The following is a 21,006-nucleotide window of genomic DNA, read 5'->3' on the forward strand; positions in this document are numbered from 1 at the left end:
AATTAAGGGAGTCTTATTTTTGTGTATTTTTTATTGATAGTCAACCCACTGTGACCCTTTGTCAGCTGAGGCAACACAATTTTCAATCCAGCGTACACCTTCAATCCCGGAATTAATATCTGGGTAGATAATTTGATCAAGAGCTGTTTCATCACCACGATTTTTGGCATCAATTGCTAGCGCAATATTTAAGTAAATATTACCCCAAGCTTCGGTTAAACCTTCTTGGTGTAATATGCCGAGTCTTTCATTTTGTAACGCTGAATCATCTAAGTATTCGGCACCACGATAAAGAATTTGAGTTGGAGCACCTTGTGGTTGATATTGTAATTCATTTGGAGCACTATCCCACCATTCTAGACTTCCCTTAGACCCCACGATGCGAATACGTTGCCCATCCATTTGACCAGCATCAACTGCAGAGGTCCACATACGTCCGACAGCACCATTGTCATAATGCATCATAATATAAGCGTTGTCTTCTAATGGATAACGGCTACCTACAAAGCTTTGGCGATCACACAATAATCTTTTAATATTTAAGTTTGGCATGATTAACTTTGAAATATAGTATGTGTGTATGGATAGATCGCCAATAACAAATGTCGGACCTGCAATCTTAGGGTCAACACGCCATTTTTGGGCTGCATTATCCTTATCTCCTTGTGCGTTTCCTGCATAGCCGTGGGTATATTGCATTTCTACTAAATTTATATCGCCAATTTGACCCTGTTCAATCATGGCTTTCATTTGAAGAATGATTGAATTGCCAGAATATCCATATGTGACTCCGACAATTAGTCCTTGCTTTTCAGCAAAGGCTTTAATATCTTCAGCTTCTTGTGTAGTAAATACAAGTGGTTTCTCGCAAATCACATGTAATCCTGCTTCTAAGGCAGCCATAGTTATTTCATAGTGTGTTCCATTTGGTGTTGCGATTGAGACAACTTCTACACCATCGTCACGTTTGGCTTCTTCTGCTAATAAAGTTTGATAATCATCATAACATCGCTCTGGGTCTACACCTAGGTTTATACCGAATGATTTTCCGCGTTCGGTATCGATATCAAATGCACCTGCAACAAGTTCATAAGTTCGATCTCGAAGTGCACCGCTACGGTGTTTATATCCAACTTGGCTTGTTCTTCCTCCACCAATCATACCCCAACGTAAAGCGTTCTCCATTTTCTTTTCACCATTATTCATATACAAGACTCCTCTCATACTCTAATTATTAAATTTGTTATACGACAACTTGTTGTAATGCTTTAATGGAAATATCTACACCGTCTTCTGGAGACATAGTAAAGTCTTCCATTTCTAAGGAGACGAAGTCGTCATAACCACACATCCTAACAACTGAGAAAAATGACTTCCACCATTGCAAATCATGACCATGACCAACAGCAACATAGTTCCAAGCCCTATTTTTTGTATCATAAATGTCTTTAGTTTCTAATATTGTATTTAAAGCAGCAGGTCCCTCTTCAATTCTTAAATCTTTGCCATGAATGTGATGAATTGCACCTGTTAATTTACGTGCAGATTGGATGGGATCTCCGCCCATCCAAAACATATGACTTGGATCCAAATTCATGCCGATGATAGGGTCTACAGCATGTCGTAATTTAAGTAAAGTTTCGGGATTGTATACGAGCTGTGTGCCATGGTTTTCAAGTGCGATTTTCTCAATGCCATGTTGTTTAGCAATTGGAACAAGTTCTCGCCAATAAGGTATCGCGATTTCTTCCCATTGATAGGTAAGTGCTTCTTTCAATTCGGGTGGCCAACTCATCGTAGTGGTAATCCAGTTCGGCATTGTATCTCCGGGTGTAGCGGGAGGTAATCCACTCATCATTACTATTTTTTTAACGCCTAGTATTTCTGCTAACTTAAACGTATTAATAGTGATTTCACGATGTTGTTTACCTATGTCTCTAGGGTCTAACGGATTGCCAGAACAATTTAATGCCACAATTTCTACTTGGTAAGTGGCTAACAGATTTTGCAATTTTAAGACTGCGGTCTCACTAGTTAGTAATTCAGTGAGATTGAGATGTGGCGCGGGAGACCAACCACCAGTTGCTAATTCAATATGATAGACACCTTGTTGGGTAATTCTTTGCAAGACTTCTTCTAATGAAAGGTGAGCGAGACTGTCAGTGTAATATGAAAGTTTCATTTAACTCCTCCTGTTATAATTTGGGTTCTTTTGCAATTTTTTTAGTACGCTGTGATTTTGTTGTGATCTGAGATTTAAAGTAGTCTTCAATTTCTTCGAGCGACTTGCCTTTCGTTTCTGGTAAGAATATTTTTACGAAAATAATGGACATGATATTTAATAATGCAAAGATGATAAATGTATTAGACAGTCCAAGGTGACCTAGTAATATTGGAAAAATAAGACTGACTGTGAAATTGGCCATCCATAAGAAAAAGACGCTGGCACCCATGCCAAAGCCACGAACCTTTAGTGGGAATATCTCTGATAACATGAGCCAGGTTACTGGTGCGATTGCGCCTTGCATAAAGGCTAAAAATGTTACAGTTAAAGATAATACGATAAATGGAAACGCAGGGCTGTTCTGTAAAAATAATGGACATATACCAAGTAAGACTAACGTGACTATTACCCCAGCTTGACCGACGAGTAGCATTGGCTTTCTGCCTACTTTTCCTAATAGCCAAATACCGACGAAAACAGCTAATACTGAGACAATTCCATTAGCGATATTTCCAATAAGTGCTGCCTTTGTTGCTAAACCTGCATTACGTAAAATTTCAGTACCGTAATACATGATTGAATTCACTCCGGTAACTTGTTGTACAATCCCAATACCGATACCAATGTAAAGAATGCGTCGAACCCATGCTTGTTTAAATGATATGTTTGAATCTGATTTTAAGCGACGTTCATTATCGATATGAGTTTTGATTTCGCGTACTTCTGACTCAGCTGTCTGCTCATCTCTTAAAGAACGTAAAATGTTATATGCGGGCCAATATTTGTGTTTACTTGCATACCATCTAGGACTTTCTGGGACAGTCAACATACCAAACCAAAGAAAAACAGCCGGTAAAGTTGCAACGAGTAACATAACACGCCAAATACCTGGATTGTCGATTGCATTACCCAAAACGGCATTAATGACATAAGCTGATAGTTGGCCTGTCACTATCATGAGTTCATTTTGAGTAACCATTCTGCCTCGTTGTTCCTTTGCTGCCATTTCTGATAGGAAAGTCGGAACAATGACCGAAGCACCACCCACTGCTAAACCAAGAATGATTCGAAATGTGACCATAGAAAAGACATTGGGAGATAAACCACAACCTAATGTGGCAAAGAAGAAAATAATGGCCAAACACATTATCATTTTCTTTCTACCAAATGTATCTGCCAGCTTTCCTCCTGATATTGCCCCAAAAGCAGCACCAAAAATTAATGAACTTGAGACTAATCCTTCAGTAGCAGGTGATAAATTTAATTGGCTAGAGAGTGACATATAAGGTAATGCGCCATTAATGACACCTGTATCGAATCCAAATAGCAGACCACCTAATGTAGAAATCACTGTGATTTTGAGCATCTTCCTGTTTTTTCTATCAATATCTGAGTGTTTTATAATAAAAACCTCCATTCTTTATAAGAAAAATCAATAAATAACTAAAAAATAATCAACAGTTGATATTAGAGATAACTATAATTGTAAACGCTTTCCTAGTCAATCGTTTTCTTATGAAGATAAAATTTTTGGAATTATTAACAACCTAGAAATATTGTCAAATCAAGCATAATAGCTAATTAAAAAAATACTGAAAAGAGTAATATTACTTTTGGAGATAAGCAGGATTTCCTGTAAATGGATAAGTGTTGATTAGTTTTTGATTTTTTGCGTAGTTTCATCATTAAAATCATGTCAGGTATTTTTAAATAAGATGTGTTATGAGGGAGTGATAAACAAAAAGACTGGACATTAATCATGTCGCAGTCTGTAAATGGTGTTCTGATGTGTGTTGGAGGTTTGCTTGTATACGTAGTTGATTAAAGTAGTTAGTTTATTGTTGTCTTGTTGTTTCATTGACATTAAACTCTATCGGCTTAGAACCTAGCATCTGTTCAGTAATTTTGAATATTCAGGTCGCTGTATATATATGTTAATCTTTGACGATATAATGATGCTCGTTTAAATCTCTTACAGCATTGTCCAAAATCTTTTCAGTATGGGCAGAAATGGTGTGAAGATGTAGACCATCAGTAAGATTCGCCAACATCTTTCCCTGATATTTTTCCATTTGTTGTATAAATTGATGTAAATCTTCATGACTTTCGATCATTAAATCTTTCTTGATAGTGCCATATAGGGGATGTTCAATAGAAACGTCATCTACCATAGCACCATTATCAAGAATAATTGTTAATTCTTCTTCCATTTGTTCTTGCATATGTTGGCACTTGATGATGCGTTTAAAATGTTTACCTTGTGTTTCAAATTCTATGACATATCCTCTACTAGTTGAATGAATAGTATGGTTATGTGATTTTAATATTGAGATATCTTTGACGATGATTTGTCTGGAAACATCAAACTTATCACTTAAATGTTTACCACTGATAGGTTGTTTAGATGATTTAAGTAATTGTAGAATTTGTGACCTACGATAATCTGGCGTGTCCATATTTTAATTCCTCCTTAAATTTAAGGCATATTCCATTCCGTAGCAGCTGTGTATATTGGAAAGTTGATATCAGTTTCTGTAGATGGCTAATGAATTTATTTTAACCTGTAAAGTGCTTGTTAACAATAAATTTGAAAAAATGATTTATAAATTAGGTTAATATCTCCAAACACAATTTATTAGGATGGCGTAAATTTCCGTACATTACATGTGTAAAATTATGAATGGAGATGAAATGCTATATAGTGGTGAGAAAGAAATGTAAATAATACACAGTCGATAAACGGCTTGATATAAAGGTTTTTTAGTTGTTTACATATGTAAAATTAAAACTTGTAACTATTGGGATGTGTGAGGGTTTAAAGTACGATATGAATGTTGTTGTATACAGGGGACTATTAGAAACACATTGATGAGTAGATAAAAAACGTAAATAACTACCTATAATTTAGGAAGTATTTACGTTTTAGTATGGAATCAATATATTAATATTACTTATTTAGCAATTGGTAAATCTTATAGAAGAAAGGGCGAACAGGTTTTACAAAATCACCGATAAATTCTTCGACGTGTGCGTTAAATCCTTTTTTAAATTGCTGCACACCATAGTCTTCTGCATTATCACTGAAATCTCCTGTAATACCATAAAAATTATAACGTGGGATATTGTGTTTTTTAGCATATTCAATCATTTCCCATTGTAGTCGATATGCTCCCATAAATTGATTATATTTAGGATTTGAACCACTTGATAAGTAGTACACTTCGTCTTTTGTACAGATGTAAAGTGCGGCAGCAAGATTAAGCATCTTACCTTCGCTATCGATTAGTGCTTGAGTTTCTGTTAATTTTTTCAAATTACTATCTTTTTGTTGATTAAGTTGTGTTAATTTTGATTTGTTTTTCTTAGAATTGGGAGATTCTGCTAGTTTATTTTCTAGTTCTGTCACTTGATTAGACAGTGATACATCTTTATCTGTTAGTTTCTGTAGATATTTTTCAAGGTCTATGTATGCCATTTTTAGCATTGCGCTTTGTGGATACATATTTTGCATATCTCGGAAATAGGTGTTGGGATCTTGCTTAAATGTAAATCCATGTTTTTCTTCAGCCATTTTAAATAGTTCGTAAAATGTATCTGTTTCTGAATAATCAAGAGTGCGAACTTCTACGCCCATTTCAAATGTTTTTTTAATGTTTCTACGTGTTTGGTAGTCCATAGATTTTAATAACTGTTCAGCAGTTTGCTCTTGTAAATCCAATACTGACATCCAGCGAATCTGACTTTTATCGGAATAGCCAATGGAATAGCCTTGATGTTGATAACCTAAGTTGTGTAGTTGTTTTATTAAACCTTGATTATCAAATGCTTCAATGATTTCGCCTTCAGCTGTTCGCTTATTCTCCAAAATGTAAGGGTCAACCATAACGAATAAAGTGTTTTGTTGTTTTAAGTATTTTGTTAATCCTTTGAAAAAGCAATCTACTAGCTTTGAATTGCTATAGTCTAATACAGGACCCTTGTGAGAATAAAAATATTTGAAAAATTTCAGTGCTTTAGCTTCTGTTAATAAACAAGCAGCTAATACTTTGTTGTTGTCTTTTACTCCTACCAAATGAACATCATTTTTCTTTTGGTGTCTATATTGATATTGTTCGACTGATTGAGTGTAATGTACAAAGTTGTCTTCTATAAAGCTTTTGTACTCAGACTCAGTTAGTTTGGTAAAATTCATGAAAAATTACTCCTGTCCAATTTAAAGTATGTATTATATCCTATTACATATTCGTATTGTATTCAATTTAAAAGAATGAAGTAAAATTACATAATCTTGAATTGTGCAAATCCAAATTACTTTAATATAGGGAAATGTTTCACGAAAAACATTTAATAGTTTTAACTAATTGTTAGTCGTGTAAAAGGTGGTTAAATACTGTTATGAGGGGAGATATACAGAAGCTACATTTATAATATGACAAAATAAAATACACATAATCATATGACACTGAAGATAATCAACATAATTTGTTAACAGTATCAATTTAACTATGTGTATTTTAGTTATGACTTATACAATTGCTCACTAACTAAGAATCTGATGGTTCTATTTTTTGTCCTTCTTGTAAATTAGCATTAGGCTTTTTGATGATTTTCTCTCCAACCTTTACACCTTGCTTAACGATGATATTACCTTTTGAATGACCGGTAATAATAGGTCGTTTGTGTACTCTGTTTTGTTGATCAACAATGAATACGCAATTATCCTTTGTCAGCGCACTTTCAGGTAATTGTGCCGTATTTACATGTATTTTCGTTTTAACAGTAAAGCCATCTTTAATTGATGAAGATAAATTACCAATTGTAACTTCATATTGGGAGGGCTTGTTAGTATTGTTAATTGGAGTGGATTTATCTTTGCTAGCTTGATCTACGTTCTTTTGTCCTGCTGTAGATAAATCAGCGATTTGAATTACCTTACCCTTTGTTTTGGTTCCACCATTATTGGCATCAACATCGACTAAATCGCCTTGCTTAATTTTATCAATATCATATTCAGAAACAGTTGTCTTAATCTCAGGTTTGTTAGAAACAAGTTGTAAGATATTGCCGTTTTTATCTACATCTTTGTTAATATAGTTTACCGTACCATCAAAGGTTGCATAAATATCTTTGCTAGACTGATTATCATGTAAATTTAATACATGCTGGGCCCGATTTAACTGTTGCTGATCTTTCGTTAAGCGCTGTTGTATCTTACTATCGTTTGGTTTTTTATTTAACGCAGTATAATCTTTTTCAACGTAATTTTGAAATTTTTTAACATCGCTGACCAGTTTAGGTCTAATACTACTGTTCGTATCGTAGTATATAAGTGGTGTGCCTTTTTTTACAACTTGGTTATCTTGAATTTGAGGACGTATGTATGATCCAATATCACGATTCTCTTGATACACTTTAATCGTTTGAGGAGAGGATTTTCCTGTTTGATTTAAGGCCTTTGCTTTTTTAATTGTATAAGTTTGATATGAGTCGTGCTTGTTGCTATCTATAATGTCCATTTGTCTTAAGATAAAATAGGTGATTAATATAATTAAGATAATAAGTACTATAATAGATAGCCATAATTTTTTATTTTTCATTTTATAACACCTGCCAACTTGTCAGTACCCATAGAATGTTTGTCAAAACGTTGTCTGCAACTGGTTTTAGCACTGGTTTTAGCGGAAAAAGGCTTGGATAAGCTTGATGGATAATATAAATGCGAAAAAATATTTTTAAAATTATTATTATAGGTAATATTAATTTCTAGGAAATTAATGATTTAACCATTAATATTATTAGAGATAGTGGTTATACATAGATGAATTAAATGTAGTGAAAACAAATTTACAAATTGATTTAAAAAGTAGGATTTTTAAAGTGAATTGCATTATTTAGGGAGTGGACGTATGTATTTAGCATGGAATGAAATGCGCAGAAATAAATTGAAGTTTGGGCTTATCATAGGCGTACTTGTTATGATTAGTTATTTATTATTCTTTTTATCTGGGTTAGCCAGTGGCTTGATAAATATGAATAGAGAAGGCATTGATAAGTGGCATGCAGATGCTATTATCTTAAACAAAGATGCTAATAAGACAGTGGCACAGTCAGTTATTGATAAGAAAGATATTGAGCATAAATATGCTAAACAGACACCATTGAAACAGACGGGTATTATTGCATCAAATGGCAAGAAAAAGGAAAACGCATTATTGTTTGGTGTGACCCAAAAATCGTTTTTAATGCCGAAAATAATTTCCGGTCATAAATTCAAGCATGATAATGAAGTTGTAGCAGATGCTACATTAAAAGAAAAAGGGTTTAAATTAGGGGATCGCTTATCATTATCACAATCAGATGAAAAGTTAAAAATAGTAGGGTTTAGTGAGAGTGCTAAATATAATGCTTCTCCTGTTGTCTTTACGAATGAGGCAACTATCGCAAAAATTAATCCAATGTTGAATAAAGATAAGGTCAATGCATTAGTGGTTAAAGATAGTAAATGGAAACAACAAAAGCTCAATCATAATTTAGAGGCAGTATTTATAGAGGATTTCGTTAAACAATTACCAGGGTATAAGGCGCAGAATTTAACGTTAAACTTCATGATTGTCTTTTTATTTATTATATCAGCTTCTGTAATTGGCATTTTCTTATATGTGATGACATTGCAAAAGCAAAGTTTATTTGGTGTGCTTAAGGCTCAAGGTTTTACAAATGGCTACTTGGCTAAAGTTGTGCTAGCACAAACATTTATTATTTCATTAATAGGCACAGTGTTAGGCCTTGTATTAACGTTGATAACCGGTGCTTGTTTACCATCAGCAGTACCAGTCTCCTTTAACATTGTTACATTAGTAATATTTGGCATTGCTTTAATCATTGTTTCAATCGTGGGCAGTCTTTTCTCAATATTAACTGTTCGAAAAGTAGATCCATTAAAGTCTATAGGATAAGGGAGTGACATAAATGTTGGAATTTAAACAAGTAACAAAGTCCTTTAAGGATGGCAATAGGACAATTGAAGCGGTTAAAGATACGACGATAACCTTCAATAAGGGTGAAGTGATTGGCATTGTAGGCCCATCTGGTTCAGGGAAGAGTACATTTCTAACTATGGCGGGTGCTTTACAAACACCATCATCAGGTGAAATTTCTATAAATGGTAAAAAGATTACACATATGAAGCAACCGGAGTTAGCTAAAGTGCGTATGAATGAAATTGGTTTTGTCTTACAAGCGACCAATCTTGTACCTTTTTTGACAGTGAAGCAACAATTTGCTCTGTTAAAAAAGCAAAAAATCAATGTGCTTGCTGAGCAAGACTTTCAAAATTTATTAGAAAAACTGGGGCTTACAGCGATTGCCAATAAATTACCAAATGAAATTTCTGGTGGTCAAAAGCAGCGTGTAGCAATTGCTAAAGCACTTTATACAAATCCGAGTATCATATTAGCAGATGAACCTACTGCTTCATTAGATACAGATAATGCATTAGAAGTAATGAATATTTTACAACAACAGACACAAGCATTAAATAAGGTTTGTATTGTAGTAACACATGATGAACGATTGAAAGCATATTGCGATAAAGTATATTATATGCATGACGGCATACTTAAACTTGATAAATAATACGAAAAACCACCATTTTGCTCATTTTTATACTAAATCCCAAAGGTTGGATTAAAAATCTAACTTTTTTGGGTCAGACATTATTTAGAGGGCAAGAAGGTGGTTTTTGTATATAGTTAAAATTACTTAACGGTGCGTGTGACAATATAGGTTAGTCTAAGGTTAGTCTTAAGGTGTGAAGATTACTTTATCGAAAGCACGTTTTTTATTTACTAAAGCATCAAATGTTTCTGGTCCTTGTTCTAAAGGTAATACATCGGATATGATAGGTTCGATTTTCAGCTCACCTGTAGACATATAATGTAAAGTTGATGACCATTCTTTACCTGGGAATGGTGCGGAAAGTCCATTCCACGATCCTATGACGTTAAGTTCGTTACGTAATATTTTTTCGAATTGTTTGCGGGACAGTTGAATATCGGCGTAGGGAATACCTAGCAATAGTACCTCTCCGCCTTTCTTAGGCAGTGTTAATACTGGTCCAATTGTAGCCAATGCGCCGGCTGATTCGACTGCTACATCAATATGATGTGGAATAGTGTCTAAGGTGGTTGCTATATCATCAGTTTGGCTATTAATACAAAAATCTGCGCCTAAGTTTTGAGCAATATCTAATTTATGATTGTCGATATCGATTGCTATGACGTGGCTTGCACCAAAGATTCGTGCCCATTGGATAGCTAACAGACCTATGCTACCACATCCCATAATTGCCACTGTTGCGCCTGGTTTCATGTTGGTCTTGTAGAAACCATGTGCGACTACTGCTGAAGGTTCGACCATTGCTGCAGTAGTGAAATCGACATTGTCTGGTAATTTTAAAACGTTACTGATTGGTAGTTTAACAAATTCTGCAAAGCAACCAGGTTCTAGTGAGCCTATGACATAAAGGGACTCACATCTAGAATAGTTGCCTTGTTCGCATTGTGCACATTGATGACATACGATAGCAGGACAGCCGGTTACGCGATCTCCTACTGATAATGAGGTGACTTGTGAACCAACACTTTCTACGATGCCTGAAAATTCATGGCCGAATGTCATACCTTTTTGATAAGGTCCTAATTTTTTATAACGAGAAGTATCTGACCCGCAAATACCTGTTGCTTTCACTTTAATAATAACGTCTGTAGGCGATGTAATCACTGGTTTGTCAATTTCTTCAAAACGTAAATCTTCGATGTCATATAAATTAAGTGATTTCAATTGTCACATCTCCATTTCATATAATTATTCGGCAGTTGCTTTGCGTTTTTTAAATAATCTAGCTATGAAATACAAGGACAGTACAATGACGTTATTTACTAATAAATGTTCCATATAAAAATCGGTGATACCTCGCATTGGTCCAAGCATGAAATCTAAGAGTGTTTCAGTCATTTTCTCAACTCCTTTATATTGGATGAGCAATATTTTAGTATGTTATCTTGCTAAAAACTTCCTTATTATATAGCTAAATTGTTGTAATAGCTTTAACTAGTAGTTACTAATCTATAGGACGTAGTAAGACTTTAATGCCGTCTCCACCTTTAATGTGCTGGTAGCCTTCCTCCCATTGGCTAATATCGAGTTCTGTTGTAACTAGTGTTTCGGCATTGACTGCGCCAGAACTTAATAATTGCAATGAAGGTTCCCAGTCTGCTGGTTTTTGACTTCTGCTACCTACAACACGGATTTCTTTTTGAATAATTTTATCTAAATCAAATGGTATTTCAGGGTCTTTAAATATACCGACCTGAACATAAGCGCCTTTCTTCCGAAGTATGTCTAAACCTTGTTTTGCTGCTGGTACAGCACCTGAACATTCTAAAACGATATTTGCACCATATCCATTTGTAATGTTGTCTACATATTGCTTTAAATCATTATGCTGGATGTTCACGACATGATCGAGTTGAAGTGCTTTGGCTTTATCTAATCTTTCTTGATCATTATCTAATCCAGTTATAACGACAGTTGCACCTTTACTTTTAACGACTTGGGCTACTAATAGTCCGATAGGTCCAGGTCCCATGACGACTGCAATATCTCCTTGAGATACTTTGATTTTTGAAACTGCATGGTAGGCACACGCCAATGGTTCAGTCATGGCAGCGGCTCGATAGCTGACATTGTCAGGTAATGTGTGAACGCTATCTGCTCTCGCAACTAGGTACTTGGTGAATCCGCCATTTTGTTGAGTACCTAATCCTTTTCTATGTTTACAAAGGTTATAGTCTTTAGTTTGACAATATTCACATTCTCCACAGATATAGAATGTCGTTTCAGATGTAACGCGGTCACCGATTTTGAAGTTTTGTACATTATCGCCAATTTCTACGATTTCACCTGAAAATTCGTGGCCTAACGTGACTGGAAAGTTTACTTTATAATGGCCTTCATATGTGTGGACGTCTGTACCACAAATACCAGCATAGTGGACCTTTATTTTTACTTCATTTGAGTTAGGGCTAGGGATAGGTCGATCTAACAATTCTAAGTTACCAAATCCAGGTTTTGTTTTAACGAGTGCTTTCATAGTTATATCAACTCCGAATTTATTTAATTAAATAAGCTAAAGAACTTGAATATTATATAGTTTAGGATGTTCCCACCTTGGTCTAAACTTGAAATTTGTGAAGAGCCAGATGGCATTTTCACGTTAGTACCATCTGCCATACTTGTGAAAATAGGAGCTATGTCTGTAGCAATATAGAGTGAAATAGCAATCATGATAGCACCGACAATGACAGAGTGAATGATGTTGCCTTTTGCAGCACCAACAATAAACGCAACGATAAACGGAATGGTCGCTAAGTCACCAAATGGTAATACTTTATTGCCTGGTAATATAACAGCCAATAATACAGTGACTGGTACGAGAATTAACGCAGTAGCGATCACTGCTGGATGACCTAGTGCAACAGCAGCATCAAGACCAATGTGTATTTCTCTATCTCCAAAGCGTTTGTTTAACCAATTTCGAGCAGATTCAGATACTGGCATAAGCCCTTCCATTAGAATTTTTACCATTCTAGGCATTAACACCATAACCGCTGCCATAGACATACCTAAGTTAATAACTTTACCTGCATCATAACCGGCTAATATACCGATAAGTAATCCGAGTACTAGGCCGACAAATATTGATTCACCAAAGGCTCCGAAACGTTTTTGAATGGTATCTGGATCGGCATGTAATTTATTTAAGCCGGGAATCTTTTGTATACCTTTTACTAAAAAGATACCTGGCACATATGAGATCGTACTACCAGTTGCTATCGAAACACCTGGTAAGTCATAAAATTCACTCATCATTGGTGCAGTCCAGTCTGCTACCTTTAAGCAAACAATTTGGAATATTGCGGCTGCTACTAATGCTTGCCAAATACTACCAGAAACGGCATAAACCATCGCACCACAGAATGTATAATGCCAGAAATTCCAAATATCTACGTTCATTGTTTTCGTCGTTTTAGTAACTAACATGACTATGTTGATAATAATGCCTAAAGGAATGATAAATGCTGCAATCACTGAAGCCCATGCGATAGACGATGTTGCTGGCCAACCTACATCAATAACATGAAGACTTACTCCTAAGTTTTTCACCATAGCTTGAGCTGCAGGACCCAAATTCTTAACGAGTAGGTCGATAACTAAGAATATTCCTACAAATGCAACACCAATCGTTAAGCCGGATCTAAATGCGGCTCCAATTTTTTGTCTGAAAAATAAGCCCAATAAAAATATGACGATTGGGAGTATAACTGTCGCTCCTAAATCGAGAAATGCTTTTATAAAATCTACAAATCCACTCATCTTTACACCATCCTCTTTGGTTTGAAATGACGTGAAGATAAAGACTATAGTAATGTAGTAGATTTTATCTTCACGGATTATTTAAATCGTATTGATCTTGTTAGCTCTTTAAAGCAGCTAAAATTTCTTGCTTAGTATCTTCAACACCAATGCCAGTTAAAAAGTTTCTTGCATTGATAACTGGGAAATCGTATTCTTTTTGAGTCATTGCAGTCGTTACTAATAAATCTGCTGTGTCAACATATGCACCGACTTCAGAAATTTTAATTTGCTTTAGATCTACTTTAATGTTGTGTTCCTTTGCCATTTCCTCAATTGCGTTATTGACTACAGTTGACGTTGCAATACCTGCACCACATGCTACTAATACTTGTTTCATAATAAATTCCTCCTGATTTGCGTATATCATACGCTATTTTAATTTTTGATATATTTAGTCACTTAATTCTGATTTGATTAATGTCACAATATCTTGTTCGTTTTTTGCATTGACTAGTGTGGTTAATGTTTGTTGATTTTGAAAAATACCCATTAATTTTTGTAATAAGGATAACTGCGCTGCCTCTTTATCCATAGCAAGCATGAAAATTAACTTTACCTCGGTTGTTTCCTCTAACTCTCCCATAATGACAAATGGCACGGTATCCTTCAGTACAGCTATGCCAATCGATTTATCATTTACATGTTGAATGTCTGTATGTGGTATTGCTACAGCATAGGGTACAGTTGGTAAACCAGTAGCAAAGGATTTTTCTCTTTCTATAATGGCGTTTGGATAAGATGACTTTACGTCACCGTTGTCATACATTAAATTAGATAACTTCTTTAATGCTTCTTCACTTTGACTGGCTTCTAAATCAATGATGATATTAGCGGCATCAATCTTTATATCTTGCATCATAGTCATCACCTCTCTATCAATCTATATTTGAAAAACTGTGTATTATTTCAGTCACAGCTTTTTTAGTACTAGAATTTAAAATTTGTTCAATACTTCTCTGATCTTGTGCCAAATCACGAAGTTGTAATAATGGACGTAAATGCTTGAATTTATCAGTTGCTGCAATCACAACAAAGATATGAACCTCATGATTCGTGCTGAGTTTGATAGGCTCTTCTAATATCAACATGCTCATACAGGTTCGATGAACATTACTTTTGTTTTCAGCATGAGGAATAGCAATGCTTTGATTAATGACCATATAAGTATCATCAAAGCTTTCTATCATCTGTTTGATATAACTTGGATCTACATAACCGTATTCAATTAATGGAGAAGCGGTTAACTGTATTGCTTCGTTAACATCGTCGACATGTGGCATAAATTGGATATGTTTATGCGTGATTAAATCTTCTAAATTTATCAAGTTATTTATTGAAACAGATGAGGCATTAATTGATGAATAGGTATTCATTTCGTTAAATTGCGCTTTCATATCATCGATAAGTGCAGATTCATCATGAATCTCAGTGTGTTTCCTAATAGTAGATAACAATCGATCGATTTGAACGTCGGTCTCAAATGAATTATTGAGTTGCCCTAAAACATGTTGCCGTAGTTCTTGCTTTTCTCGAGTTGTTAACATGGCTTTTGTAATATGCAATTTTTTATCAGTGTCGATATGCATTGGAGAAAATACAATGTCAAAATCTAATGCATAATGGTTAAATTCACGTAAAGATAAAGCATCAAGGAAAATAAATTCAGGAAATACATTACGCAACTCTTGTAACATCAATTGTGAGATTGAAGTACCTTGAGTACAAACCACAACCGCCTTTACTTTGCTATCAATATCTTCATCTTGGTTTCTAAGTGTCCCACCAATCAATATGGTCAGATAGGCAATTTCATTATCCGGAATCGGTTGCTTTAATATCGCTTCCATAGGTTTTGATGAAATTTTTACAAGATGAAACAATTCTTTATAATCCTCTTTCAGATTATTCTGTAAACTATCGATATCAGAAAGTGAATATTTGATTCTGTAAAATGCTGGCTTCATATGCAACATTAGACGATTAATGAGACCTTGTTTGTCTTCGAAAGTGATAAATGTAAGTTTTTCAAATTGAGCTATCATTTCTTGTAATGCATTTTTTAAATCTGGCAAATAGGCTGCATCATTTACATCCGACCACTGTACGCTTGTAGACAATAATTGTAAGGTGATAAATAACTTTTCTTGCCTTGGAATATCATGTTGTTCTGAAATGAGAATTTCTGTAGCTTGATATTCTTCTGTATCCGAAAGTGCCTCATATTCTATAGAGAATGGGTGAACCACTTTGTTATGTTGGATTCGATTAATGATCAAGAACAGTTTGTAACGCAATGTTGCAGTACTTTGATCGATAAATTTATTTTCCAAATATTGTTCAATCTTACTTATTTGCTCATCAATTGTTACCAAATCGTTTTCAGATAAATTAAGGCACTTTAGAATCATTGCTTTAGAAATATTTAATTGAAATACTTTGTCAATAAGTGCAGTAAGTAAATTCCTAAGTTCGAATTCCTGTCCTTTTAAGTAATAACCATCCTGCCTAGTATATTTCAGTTCAATATTATAGGAAGTGAGTAGTTGCTTTGTTCGTTTCAAATCATTGAGAACTGTGTTTTTGCTAACTTGTAAATCTATTGAAAAATGATTTAACGAAAGTAATTCATCTTCTCTAAATAGTATTAATAAAATGAGATAAGCACGTTGTTCAGAAGTGTAAAAGTGGTCTTCGTTTGTAGACTTAATTGTTGTGGGCACATTTATCCAGTGTTTTACCTTTTCATCTACGATAAAAAAACCTTGGCTCGTACGTTCAATTTCAGGATAATCTTGTTCGATTAACCAATCGTTTATCTTTTGTATGCGATAACCAAGTTGTCTCCGAGAAATATTAAATTTTTGTTCTAATTCTTTGCCTTTAACATTTGGATTATTGACCATTTCAGTTATAAGGCTTAAATTTTCGGATTGAATATTCGACACCTCCTACGTTGTGATTGGTTTAAATTTAGCATAGGTCATCCAAGAGTTGTACAAGTGTTAAGCACAAAAGAACGCGGGGTTAATGTACATTATTGTGATGAATGTAATTAGAAGTTGATATATAAAGGTTTAGGCAATAAATATTGTAATTATAAAATATCTAATATTCGCTTTAATTTTTTAAGTTTAATATTAAATGTAATTATTTTCTGCGAAATAAAAGTTGAGGAATTGTATACAATTACAATTAATTTCAAAGAGAATGTTAAACTAATGTAAATAAATGTTAGTTACTATTTTAAATTTTTTCTATTATTCTAAATTTAGATTGCGCAAACTTTAGTTTGATGATATCTTATTCTCAAAGGGTAATTATTCTTTTTAAAACAAGTGATTAGGGAGGATTTTTGATAAGTGAGAAAGTCGAAAAGATATGATTTTTTGCCGAACATCAATAACAAATACTCAATTCGAAAATTTACAGTAGGGACAGCATCAATTTTAGTTGGTGCAACACTAATCTTTGGCGCAGCGCATGATGAAGCGAAAGCAGCTGAAGATGCTAAAACAGAAGAAGGAGCTACAAGTAGCTCAAACGAATCTGATCAGCCTGCTTCTGAAACAGCAAACACAGGTGTAGAAACTACAGAACAAGCAACAGCTGAACAACCAACAACAGAAGAGTCAAGTACTGAAGAAAGCACAAAAGAAGAAGCAACAACAGAAGTACCAAGTACTGAAGAAAGTACAAAAGAAGAAGCAACAACAGAAGCACCAAGTACTGAAGAAAGCACAAAAGAAGAAACAACAACAGAAGCACCAAAAGCTGAAGAAAGTACAAAAGAAGAAACAACAACAGAAGCACCAAAAGCTGAAGAAAGTACAAAAGAAGAAGCAACAACAGAAACGCCAAAAGCTGAAGAAAGTACAAAAGAAGAAACAACAACAGAAGCACCAGCTTCACAAAAAACTACTGCAGATAGTGTAAATGTAACTTCAAATGATGGTGATATCACAAAGGTTACTGACGAAAAATCAGCAGTAGCATATTATGCACAAGCTGCTAATGTATCAGAAAGTGATGCAGAACAAGCAGTTAGCGATTTGAACTTAGATTCAGACAACTTAACTTCACAAGAATTACAATTTGCATTGATTAATCAATTAGCTAACGCTCAAGATGCAAATACTACATTAGCAACTGCTGCTAGAGTTGCTCCTCAAAATGAAGAAGCAATTACATTAGCTGCAAATGACCAAATGACAACATTAGCTACAACTAATAATTCACAAATTATTGAAGCAGATGCAATTGCGAATGGTTACATTAATTCAGCAACTGACGCTACAAATGCTGCAAATACTTTGTCAGGTCGTGCATGGATTGTAGATAAAGGGACACCTTCTACAATGTCTAACGGTTTAACAGCAGTGCCAGAAGGTACTAATGTTTACTTACAATGGATTGATAAAGACGGTGCAGTATCACCAACTTATGTAGCTAAAACGACTAACCAATTAAGTGATTTAGACGGTTCTCAAGTAGGCCCAGGTGCATATGCATTTGACTTAAGAGATGGATGGACAGATGCTTACGGTACACACCATTTATACACTGCTAATGATGGTCAATATTACCGTTTATGGATTGAAGATTTCCAAACAGCAAATGGTAATACGGCGACTATGATTCGTCAAGCTGGTGGATTCTTCCCAGGTTCATATGTTAACTCTGTGACAAGCTCAAACTTAGGACAATTCCCATTAATTGGTGTCAACATGCAACGTACAGGTATCTATATGGGTATTGAACCTGAAGGTGGATACATGACGACTGACCGTTCAGAGTGGATTCACGATACAGAAGGTCCATTAAGCGCGCCATCAGTATCATTAAGTGCGAAAAACAGTATTTCAGGTCAAGTTTGGTTCGAGACAGGTGCTGGGGATAGAGCAAACTCAGGTACTGGACCAAATAATAATATCGATGATCCAGAAGCAGCTGGTTATACAGTTGTAATGTCATCATTAACTGCAGAAGGTGCGCAAGCATATAAAGATCAAGTTGAGAGCTTACCAGAATCAGAAAGAGCAGATGCTGCAAAAACATTATTAACTGATCATCCGGAATATATTTCAGCTACAGTTTATGGTGAAACTGATGAAGATGGTAGATATACATTACGTTTCCCATCAGGTACTTTGGATGACGATTACATCTATGGTTATGTTATGAATCCAGATGGTGAAGTAGTAAGTTCATACTCATCATATACTAACCCTGAATTTAGAAAACCAAATAGTAACTTATCATGGACACCACAAACAGCTCCTGCGCAAAACTTAGTTCAAAATCCAATGTGGTATAACGTGAACTTTGCATTAGTACCTACAACTGATTTAGGTATTGAAATTATAGATTTCAATAATACTGATAAACCAGCAATTGCTGGCGACGAAGTTCATATTGATTTAACAGGTACAAAATTATCACCATTACCAACACACATTGAGTGGAGAGATAAAGATGGTAATGTTGTTCAACAAACTGGCGATATCACATCACTTGAAGATGGGGAACAACAAGCTACATTTGTAGTACCAGATACTGCTCAAGAAGGTGACATTTATACTGCCGTTATCGTTTCAGGTGGTAACGATGTTGCAGCAGATTCTTTCGTAGTAAAAGTATTAGAAACACGTAACTACGATCCAACAACAACAGGTGTAGAAAAACCATATGGTGAAGCAACAACTTCAGACGATGTAACAGGTGCAGTAACAGTTCCTGGATACCCAACAGATGGACAACAACCAACAATCACAGTGGATGATCCAACACAATTACCAGATGGCACAACACCAGGTACATCACAAGTAGATGTAACAGTAACATATCCAGATGGCTCAACAGATCATATCCAAGTACCAGTAACAGTGGGTGAACAAGCAGATAATGATGCTTATGAACCAACATCACCAGGTGTAGAAAAACCATACGGTGAAGCAACAACATCAGACGATGTGACAGGATCAGTAACAGTACCTGGATACCCAGCGGATGAAGAACAACCAACAATCACAGTGGATGATCCAACACAATTACCAGATGGCACAACACCAGGTACATCACAAGTAGATGTAACGGTAACATATCCAGATGGCACAACAGGAACAGGTACAGTCGGTGAAGATGGAAGCTGGAGCGTAGATGTACCAGAAGGTACAGAATTAAATAATGGTGATGAAGTCACAGCAGTTGAAACAGACGAAGCAGGTAATGTATCAGACGAAGGTACAGCAACGGTTGTAGACACAACAGCACCAGAAGCGCCAACAGTGAATGTACCAGAAGCAGGAGCAGACACAGTAACTGGAACAGGAGATGAACCAGGAAATACAATTACTGTAACATTCCCAGATGGCACAACAGGAACAGGTACAGTCGGTGAAGATGGAAGCTGGAGCGTAGACGTACCAGAAGGTACAGAATTAAATAATGGTGATGAAGTCACAGCAGTTGAAACAGATGACGCAGGTAATGTATCAGACGAAGGTTCAGCAATAGTTGTTGATGATAGTGACGCAGATGCCGATGCTGATGCAGACTCAGATTCAGATGCGGACTCTGACTCAGATGCAGACAGTGACTCAGATGCGGATGCTGATTCAGATTCAGACGCAGATAGCGACTCAGATGCAGATGCTGATTCAGATTCAGACGCAGATAGTGACTCAGATGCAGACTCAGACTCAGACGCAGACAGTGACTCAGATGCGGACTCTGACTCAGATGCGGATGCTGATTCAGATTCAGACGCAGATAGCGACTCAGATGCAGACTCTGACTCAGATGCGGACAGTGACTCAGATGCCGACTCAGATTCAGACGCAGACAGTGACTCAGATGCGGACGCTGATTCAGATTCAGACGCAGATAGTGACTCAGATGCTGATTCAGATTCCGACGCAGATAGCGACTCAGACGCAGACAACGGATCAAATGCAAATACAGGTAGCGATGTAGATGCAAATAGTGGTTCAAATACAGACATGAATTCTAATAATAATTCAAATAGCGATACTACTTCTAATGACAATAGTCAAAATAATAATCAACAAGATAATGGAAAACAAGATAGCAAATCTTTACCTGATACAGGTGAAACGACTAACCAAAACGGTACTATCTTCGGTTCATTATTCGCAGCATTTGGTTCATTATTATTGTTCAGAAGACGTAATAAAAAGAATGAAGACAAATAATAATAATTATTAATGTTAGGCCGGGCCTTAAGGTCCGGCTTATTTTTTGAAATAAGCAAATAAATTTGTGTTATATTATATACATAATAAATT

At 35.4% G+C, this 21,006-nt stretch carries 15 protein-coding genes and 1 pseudogene; 3 read left to right on the forward strand and 13 right to left on the reverse strand.

Annotated features, from left to right (window positions below; genetic code table 11):
* Window positions 1-30: 30 nt before the first annotated feature.
* The 6 genes from ACF91D_RS09000 to ACF91D_RS09025 form a co-directional block, all read right to left on the reverse strand.
* On the reverse strand, window positions 31-1,206 hold the full coding sequence (locus ACF91D_RS09000) for a Gfo/Idh/MocA family protein (protein WP_042737901.1): 1,176 nt from the start codon (window positions 1,204-1,206) through the stop codon (window positions 31-33).
* Between the two features lie 37 nt (window positions 1,207-1,243).
* On the reverse strand, window positions 1,244-2,182 hold the full coding sequence (locus tag ACF91D_RS09005) for a sugar phosphate isomerase/epimerase family protein (protein ID WP_392436889.1): 939 nt from the start codon (window positions 2,180-2,182) through the stop codon (window positions 1,244-1,246).
* A 13-nt stretch (window positions 2,183-2,195) separates the two neighbouring features.
* Window positions 2,196-3,590 carry a sugar porter family MFS transporter gene (locus tag ACF91D_RS09010; RefSeq protein ID WP_158261786.1) on the reverse strand — a complete coding sequence of 465 codons (1,395 nt, stop codon included), beginning with the start codon at window positions 3,588-3,590 and terminating at the stop codon, window positions 2,196-2,198.
* A gap of 568 nt (window positions 3,591-4,158) precedes the next feature.
* On the reverse strand, window positions 4,159-4,680 hold the full coding sequence (locus ACF91D_RS09015; protein ID WP_107590155.1) for a transcription repressor NadR: 522 nt from the start codon (window positions 4,678-4,680) through the stop codon (window positions 4,159-4,161).
* 491 nt (window positions 4,681-5,171) lie between these two features.
* A complete protein-coding gene (locus ACF91D_RS09020; RefSeq protein WP_107590156.1) occupies window positions 5,172-6,416 on the reverse strand; it encodes an aminoacyltransferase in 1,245 nt (414 codons plus the stop codon).
* A gap of 352 nt (window positions 6,417-6,768) precedes the next feature.
* Complete coding sequence (locus tag ACF91D_RS09025; protein ID WP_107590157.1) at window positions 6,769-7,821, reverse strand: efflux RND transporter periplasmic adaptor subunit; 1,053 nt, start codon at window positions 7,819-7,821, stop codon at window positions 6,769-6,771.
* Between the two features lie 309 nt (window positions 7,822-8,130).
* Here ACF91D_RS09025 and ACF91D_RS09030 point away from each other — a divergent pair, with 309 nt between their 5' ends.
* Together ACF91D_RS09030 and ACF91D_RS09035 are read left to right on the forward strand one after the other, a co-directional pair.
* Complete coding sequence (locus ACF91D_RS09030) at window positions 8,131-9,180, forward strand: ABC transporter permease (protein ID WP_107590158.1); 1,050 nt, start codon at window positions 8,131-8,133, stop codon at window positions 9,178-9,180.
* A gap of 13 nt (window positions 9,181-9,193) precedes the next feature.
* A complete protein-coding gene (locus tag ACF91D_RS09035) occupies window positions 9,194-9,859 on the forward strand; it encodes an ABC transporter ATP-binding protein (protein WP_107590159.1) in 666 nt (221 codons plus the stop codon).
* Between the two features lie 168 nt (window positions 9,860-10,027).
* Here the strand turns inward: ACF91D_RS09035 and ACF91D_RS09040 are convergent, their stop codons facing one another.
* The 7 genes from ACF91D_RS09040 to ACF91D_RS09070 form a co-directional block, all read right to left on the reverse strand.
* On the reverse strand, window positions 10,028-11,065 hold the full coding sequence (locus tag ACF91D_RS09040; protein WP_107590160.1) for a galactitol-1-phosphate 5-dehydrogenase: 1,038 nt from the start codon (window positions 11,063-11,065) through the stop codon (window positions 10,028-10,030).
* A 24-nt stretch (window positions 11,066-11,089) separates the two neighbouring features.
* A complete protein-coding gene (locus tag ACF91D_RS09045; protein WP_162846349.1) occupies window positions 11,090-11,239 on the reverse strand; it encodes a hypothetical protein in 150 nt (49 codons plus the stop codon).
* 106 nt (window positions 11,240-11,345) lie between these two features.
* Entirely contained in the window at window positions 11,346-12,377 is a 1,032-nt protein-coding gene (locus ACF91D_RS09050) for a zinc-binding dehydrogenase (protein WP_107590161.1), read from the reverse strand.
* A gap of 23 nt (window positions 12,378-12,400) precedes the next feature.
* A complete protein-coding gene (locus ACF91D_RS09055) occupies window positions 12,401-13,660 on the reverse strand; it encodes a galactitol-specific PTS transporter subunit IIC (RefSeq protein ID WP_042737910.1) in 1,260 nt (419 codons plus the stop codon).
* Window positions 13,661-13,760: 100 nt separating this feature from the next.
* On the reverse strand, window positions 13,761-14,039 hold the full coding sequence (locus ACF91D_RS09060; protein ID WP_042737911.1) for a PTS sugar transporter subunit IIB: 279 nt from the start codon (window positions 14,037-14,039) through the stop codon (window positions 13,761-13,763).
* 54 nt (window positions 14,040-14,093) lie between these two features.
* Window positions 14,094-14,558 carry a PTS sugar transporter subunit IIA gene (locus ACF91D_RS09065; protein WP_042737912.1) on the reverse strand — a complete coding sequence of 155 codons (465 nt, stop codon included), beginning with the start codon at window positions 14,556-14,558 and terminating at the stop codon, window positions 14,094-14,096.
* A gap of 19 nt (window positions 14,559-14,577) precedes the next feature.
* On the reverse strand, window positions 14,578-16,647 hold the full coding sequence (locus ACF91D_RS09070) for a BglG family transcription antiterminator (RefSeq protein ID WP_232166615.1): 2,070 nt from the start codon (window positions 16,645-16,647) through the stop codon (window positions 14,578-14,580).
* Window positions 16,648-17,061: 414 nt separating this feature from the next.
* Between ACF91D_RS09070 and ACF91D_RS09075 the strand changes: the two are divergent.
* A pseudogene (locus ACF91D_RS09075) lies at window positions 17,062-20,889 on the forward strand (Ig-like domain-containing protein); the annotation flags it as partial.
* Window positions 20,890-21,006: the final 117 nt, after the last annotated feature.

It is taken from the genome of Staphylococcus sp. 231237_7MaSpsaltlick, from assembly GCF_043107035.1.

Excerpts from the sequence above, each read along its gene's own strand:
- ACF91D_RS09065 (WP_042737912.1), bottom strand. The coding sequence starts at position 14,558 with ATGCAAGATATAAAGATTGATGCCGCTAATATCATCATTGATTTAGAA.
- ACF91D_RS09005 (WP_392436889.1), bottom strand. The coding sequence starts at position 2,182 with ATGAAACTTTCATATTACACTGACAGTCTCGCTCACCTTTCATTAGAA.
- ACF91D_RS09045 (WP_162846349.1), bottom strand. The coding sequence starts at position 11,239 with ATGACTGAAACACTCTTAGATTTCATGCTTGGACCAATGCGAGGTATC.
- ACF91D_RS09035 (WP_107590159.1), top strand. The coding sequence starts at position 9,194 with ATGTTGGAATTTAAACAAGTAACAAAGTCCTTTAAGGATGGCAATAGG.
- ACF91D_RS09010 (WP_158261786.1), bottom strand. The coding sequence starts at position 3,590 with ATGCTCAAAATCACAGTGATTTCTACATTAGGTGGTCTGCTATTTGGA.
- ACF91D_RS09015 (WP_107590155.1), bottom strand. The coding sequence starts at position 4,680 with ATGGACACGCCAGATTATCGTAGGTCACAAATTCTACAATTACTTAAA.
- ACF91D_RS09025 (WP_107590157.1), bottom strand. The coding sequence starts at position 7,821 with ATGAAAAATAAAAAATTATGGCTATCTATTATAGTACTTATTATCTTA.
- ACF91D_RS09020 (WP_107590156.1), bottom strand. The coding sequence starts at position 6,416 with ATGAATTTTACCAAACTAACTGAGTCTGAGTACAAAAGCTTTATAGAA.
- ACF91D_RS09030 (WP_107590158.1), top strand. The coding sequence starts at position 8,131 with ATGTATTTAGCATGGAATGAAATGCGCAGAAATAAATTGAAGTTTGGG.
- ACF91D_RS09055 (WP_042737910.1), bottom strand. The coding sequence starts at position 13,660 with ATGAGTGGATTTGTAGATTTTATAAAAGCATTTCTCGATTTAGGAGCG.
- ACF91D_RS09050 (WP_107590161.1), bottom strand. The coding sequence starts at position 12,377 with ATGAAAGCACTCGTTAAAACAAAACCTGGATTTGGTAACTTAGAATTG.
- ACF91D_RS09000 (WP_042737901.1), bottom strand. The coding sequence starts at position 1,206 with ATGAATAATGGTGAAAAGAAAATGGAGAACGCTTTACGTTGGGGTATG.
- ACF91D_RS09060 (WP_042737911.1), bottom strand. The coding sequence starts at position 14,039 with ATGAAACAAGTATTAGTAGCATGTGGTGCAGGTATTGCAACGTCAACT.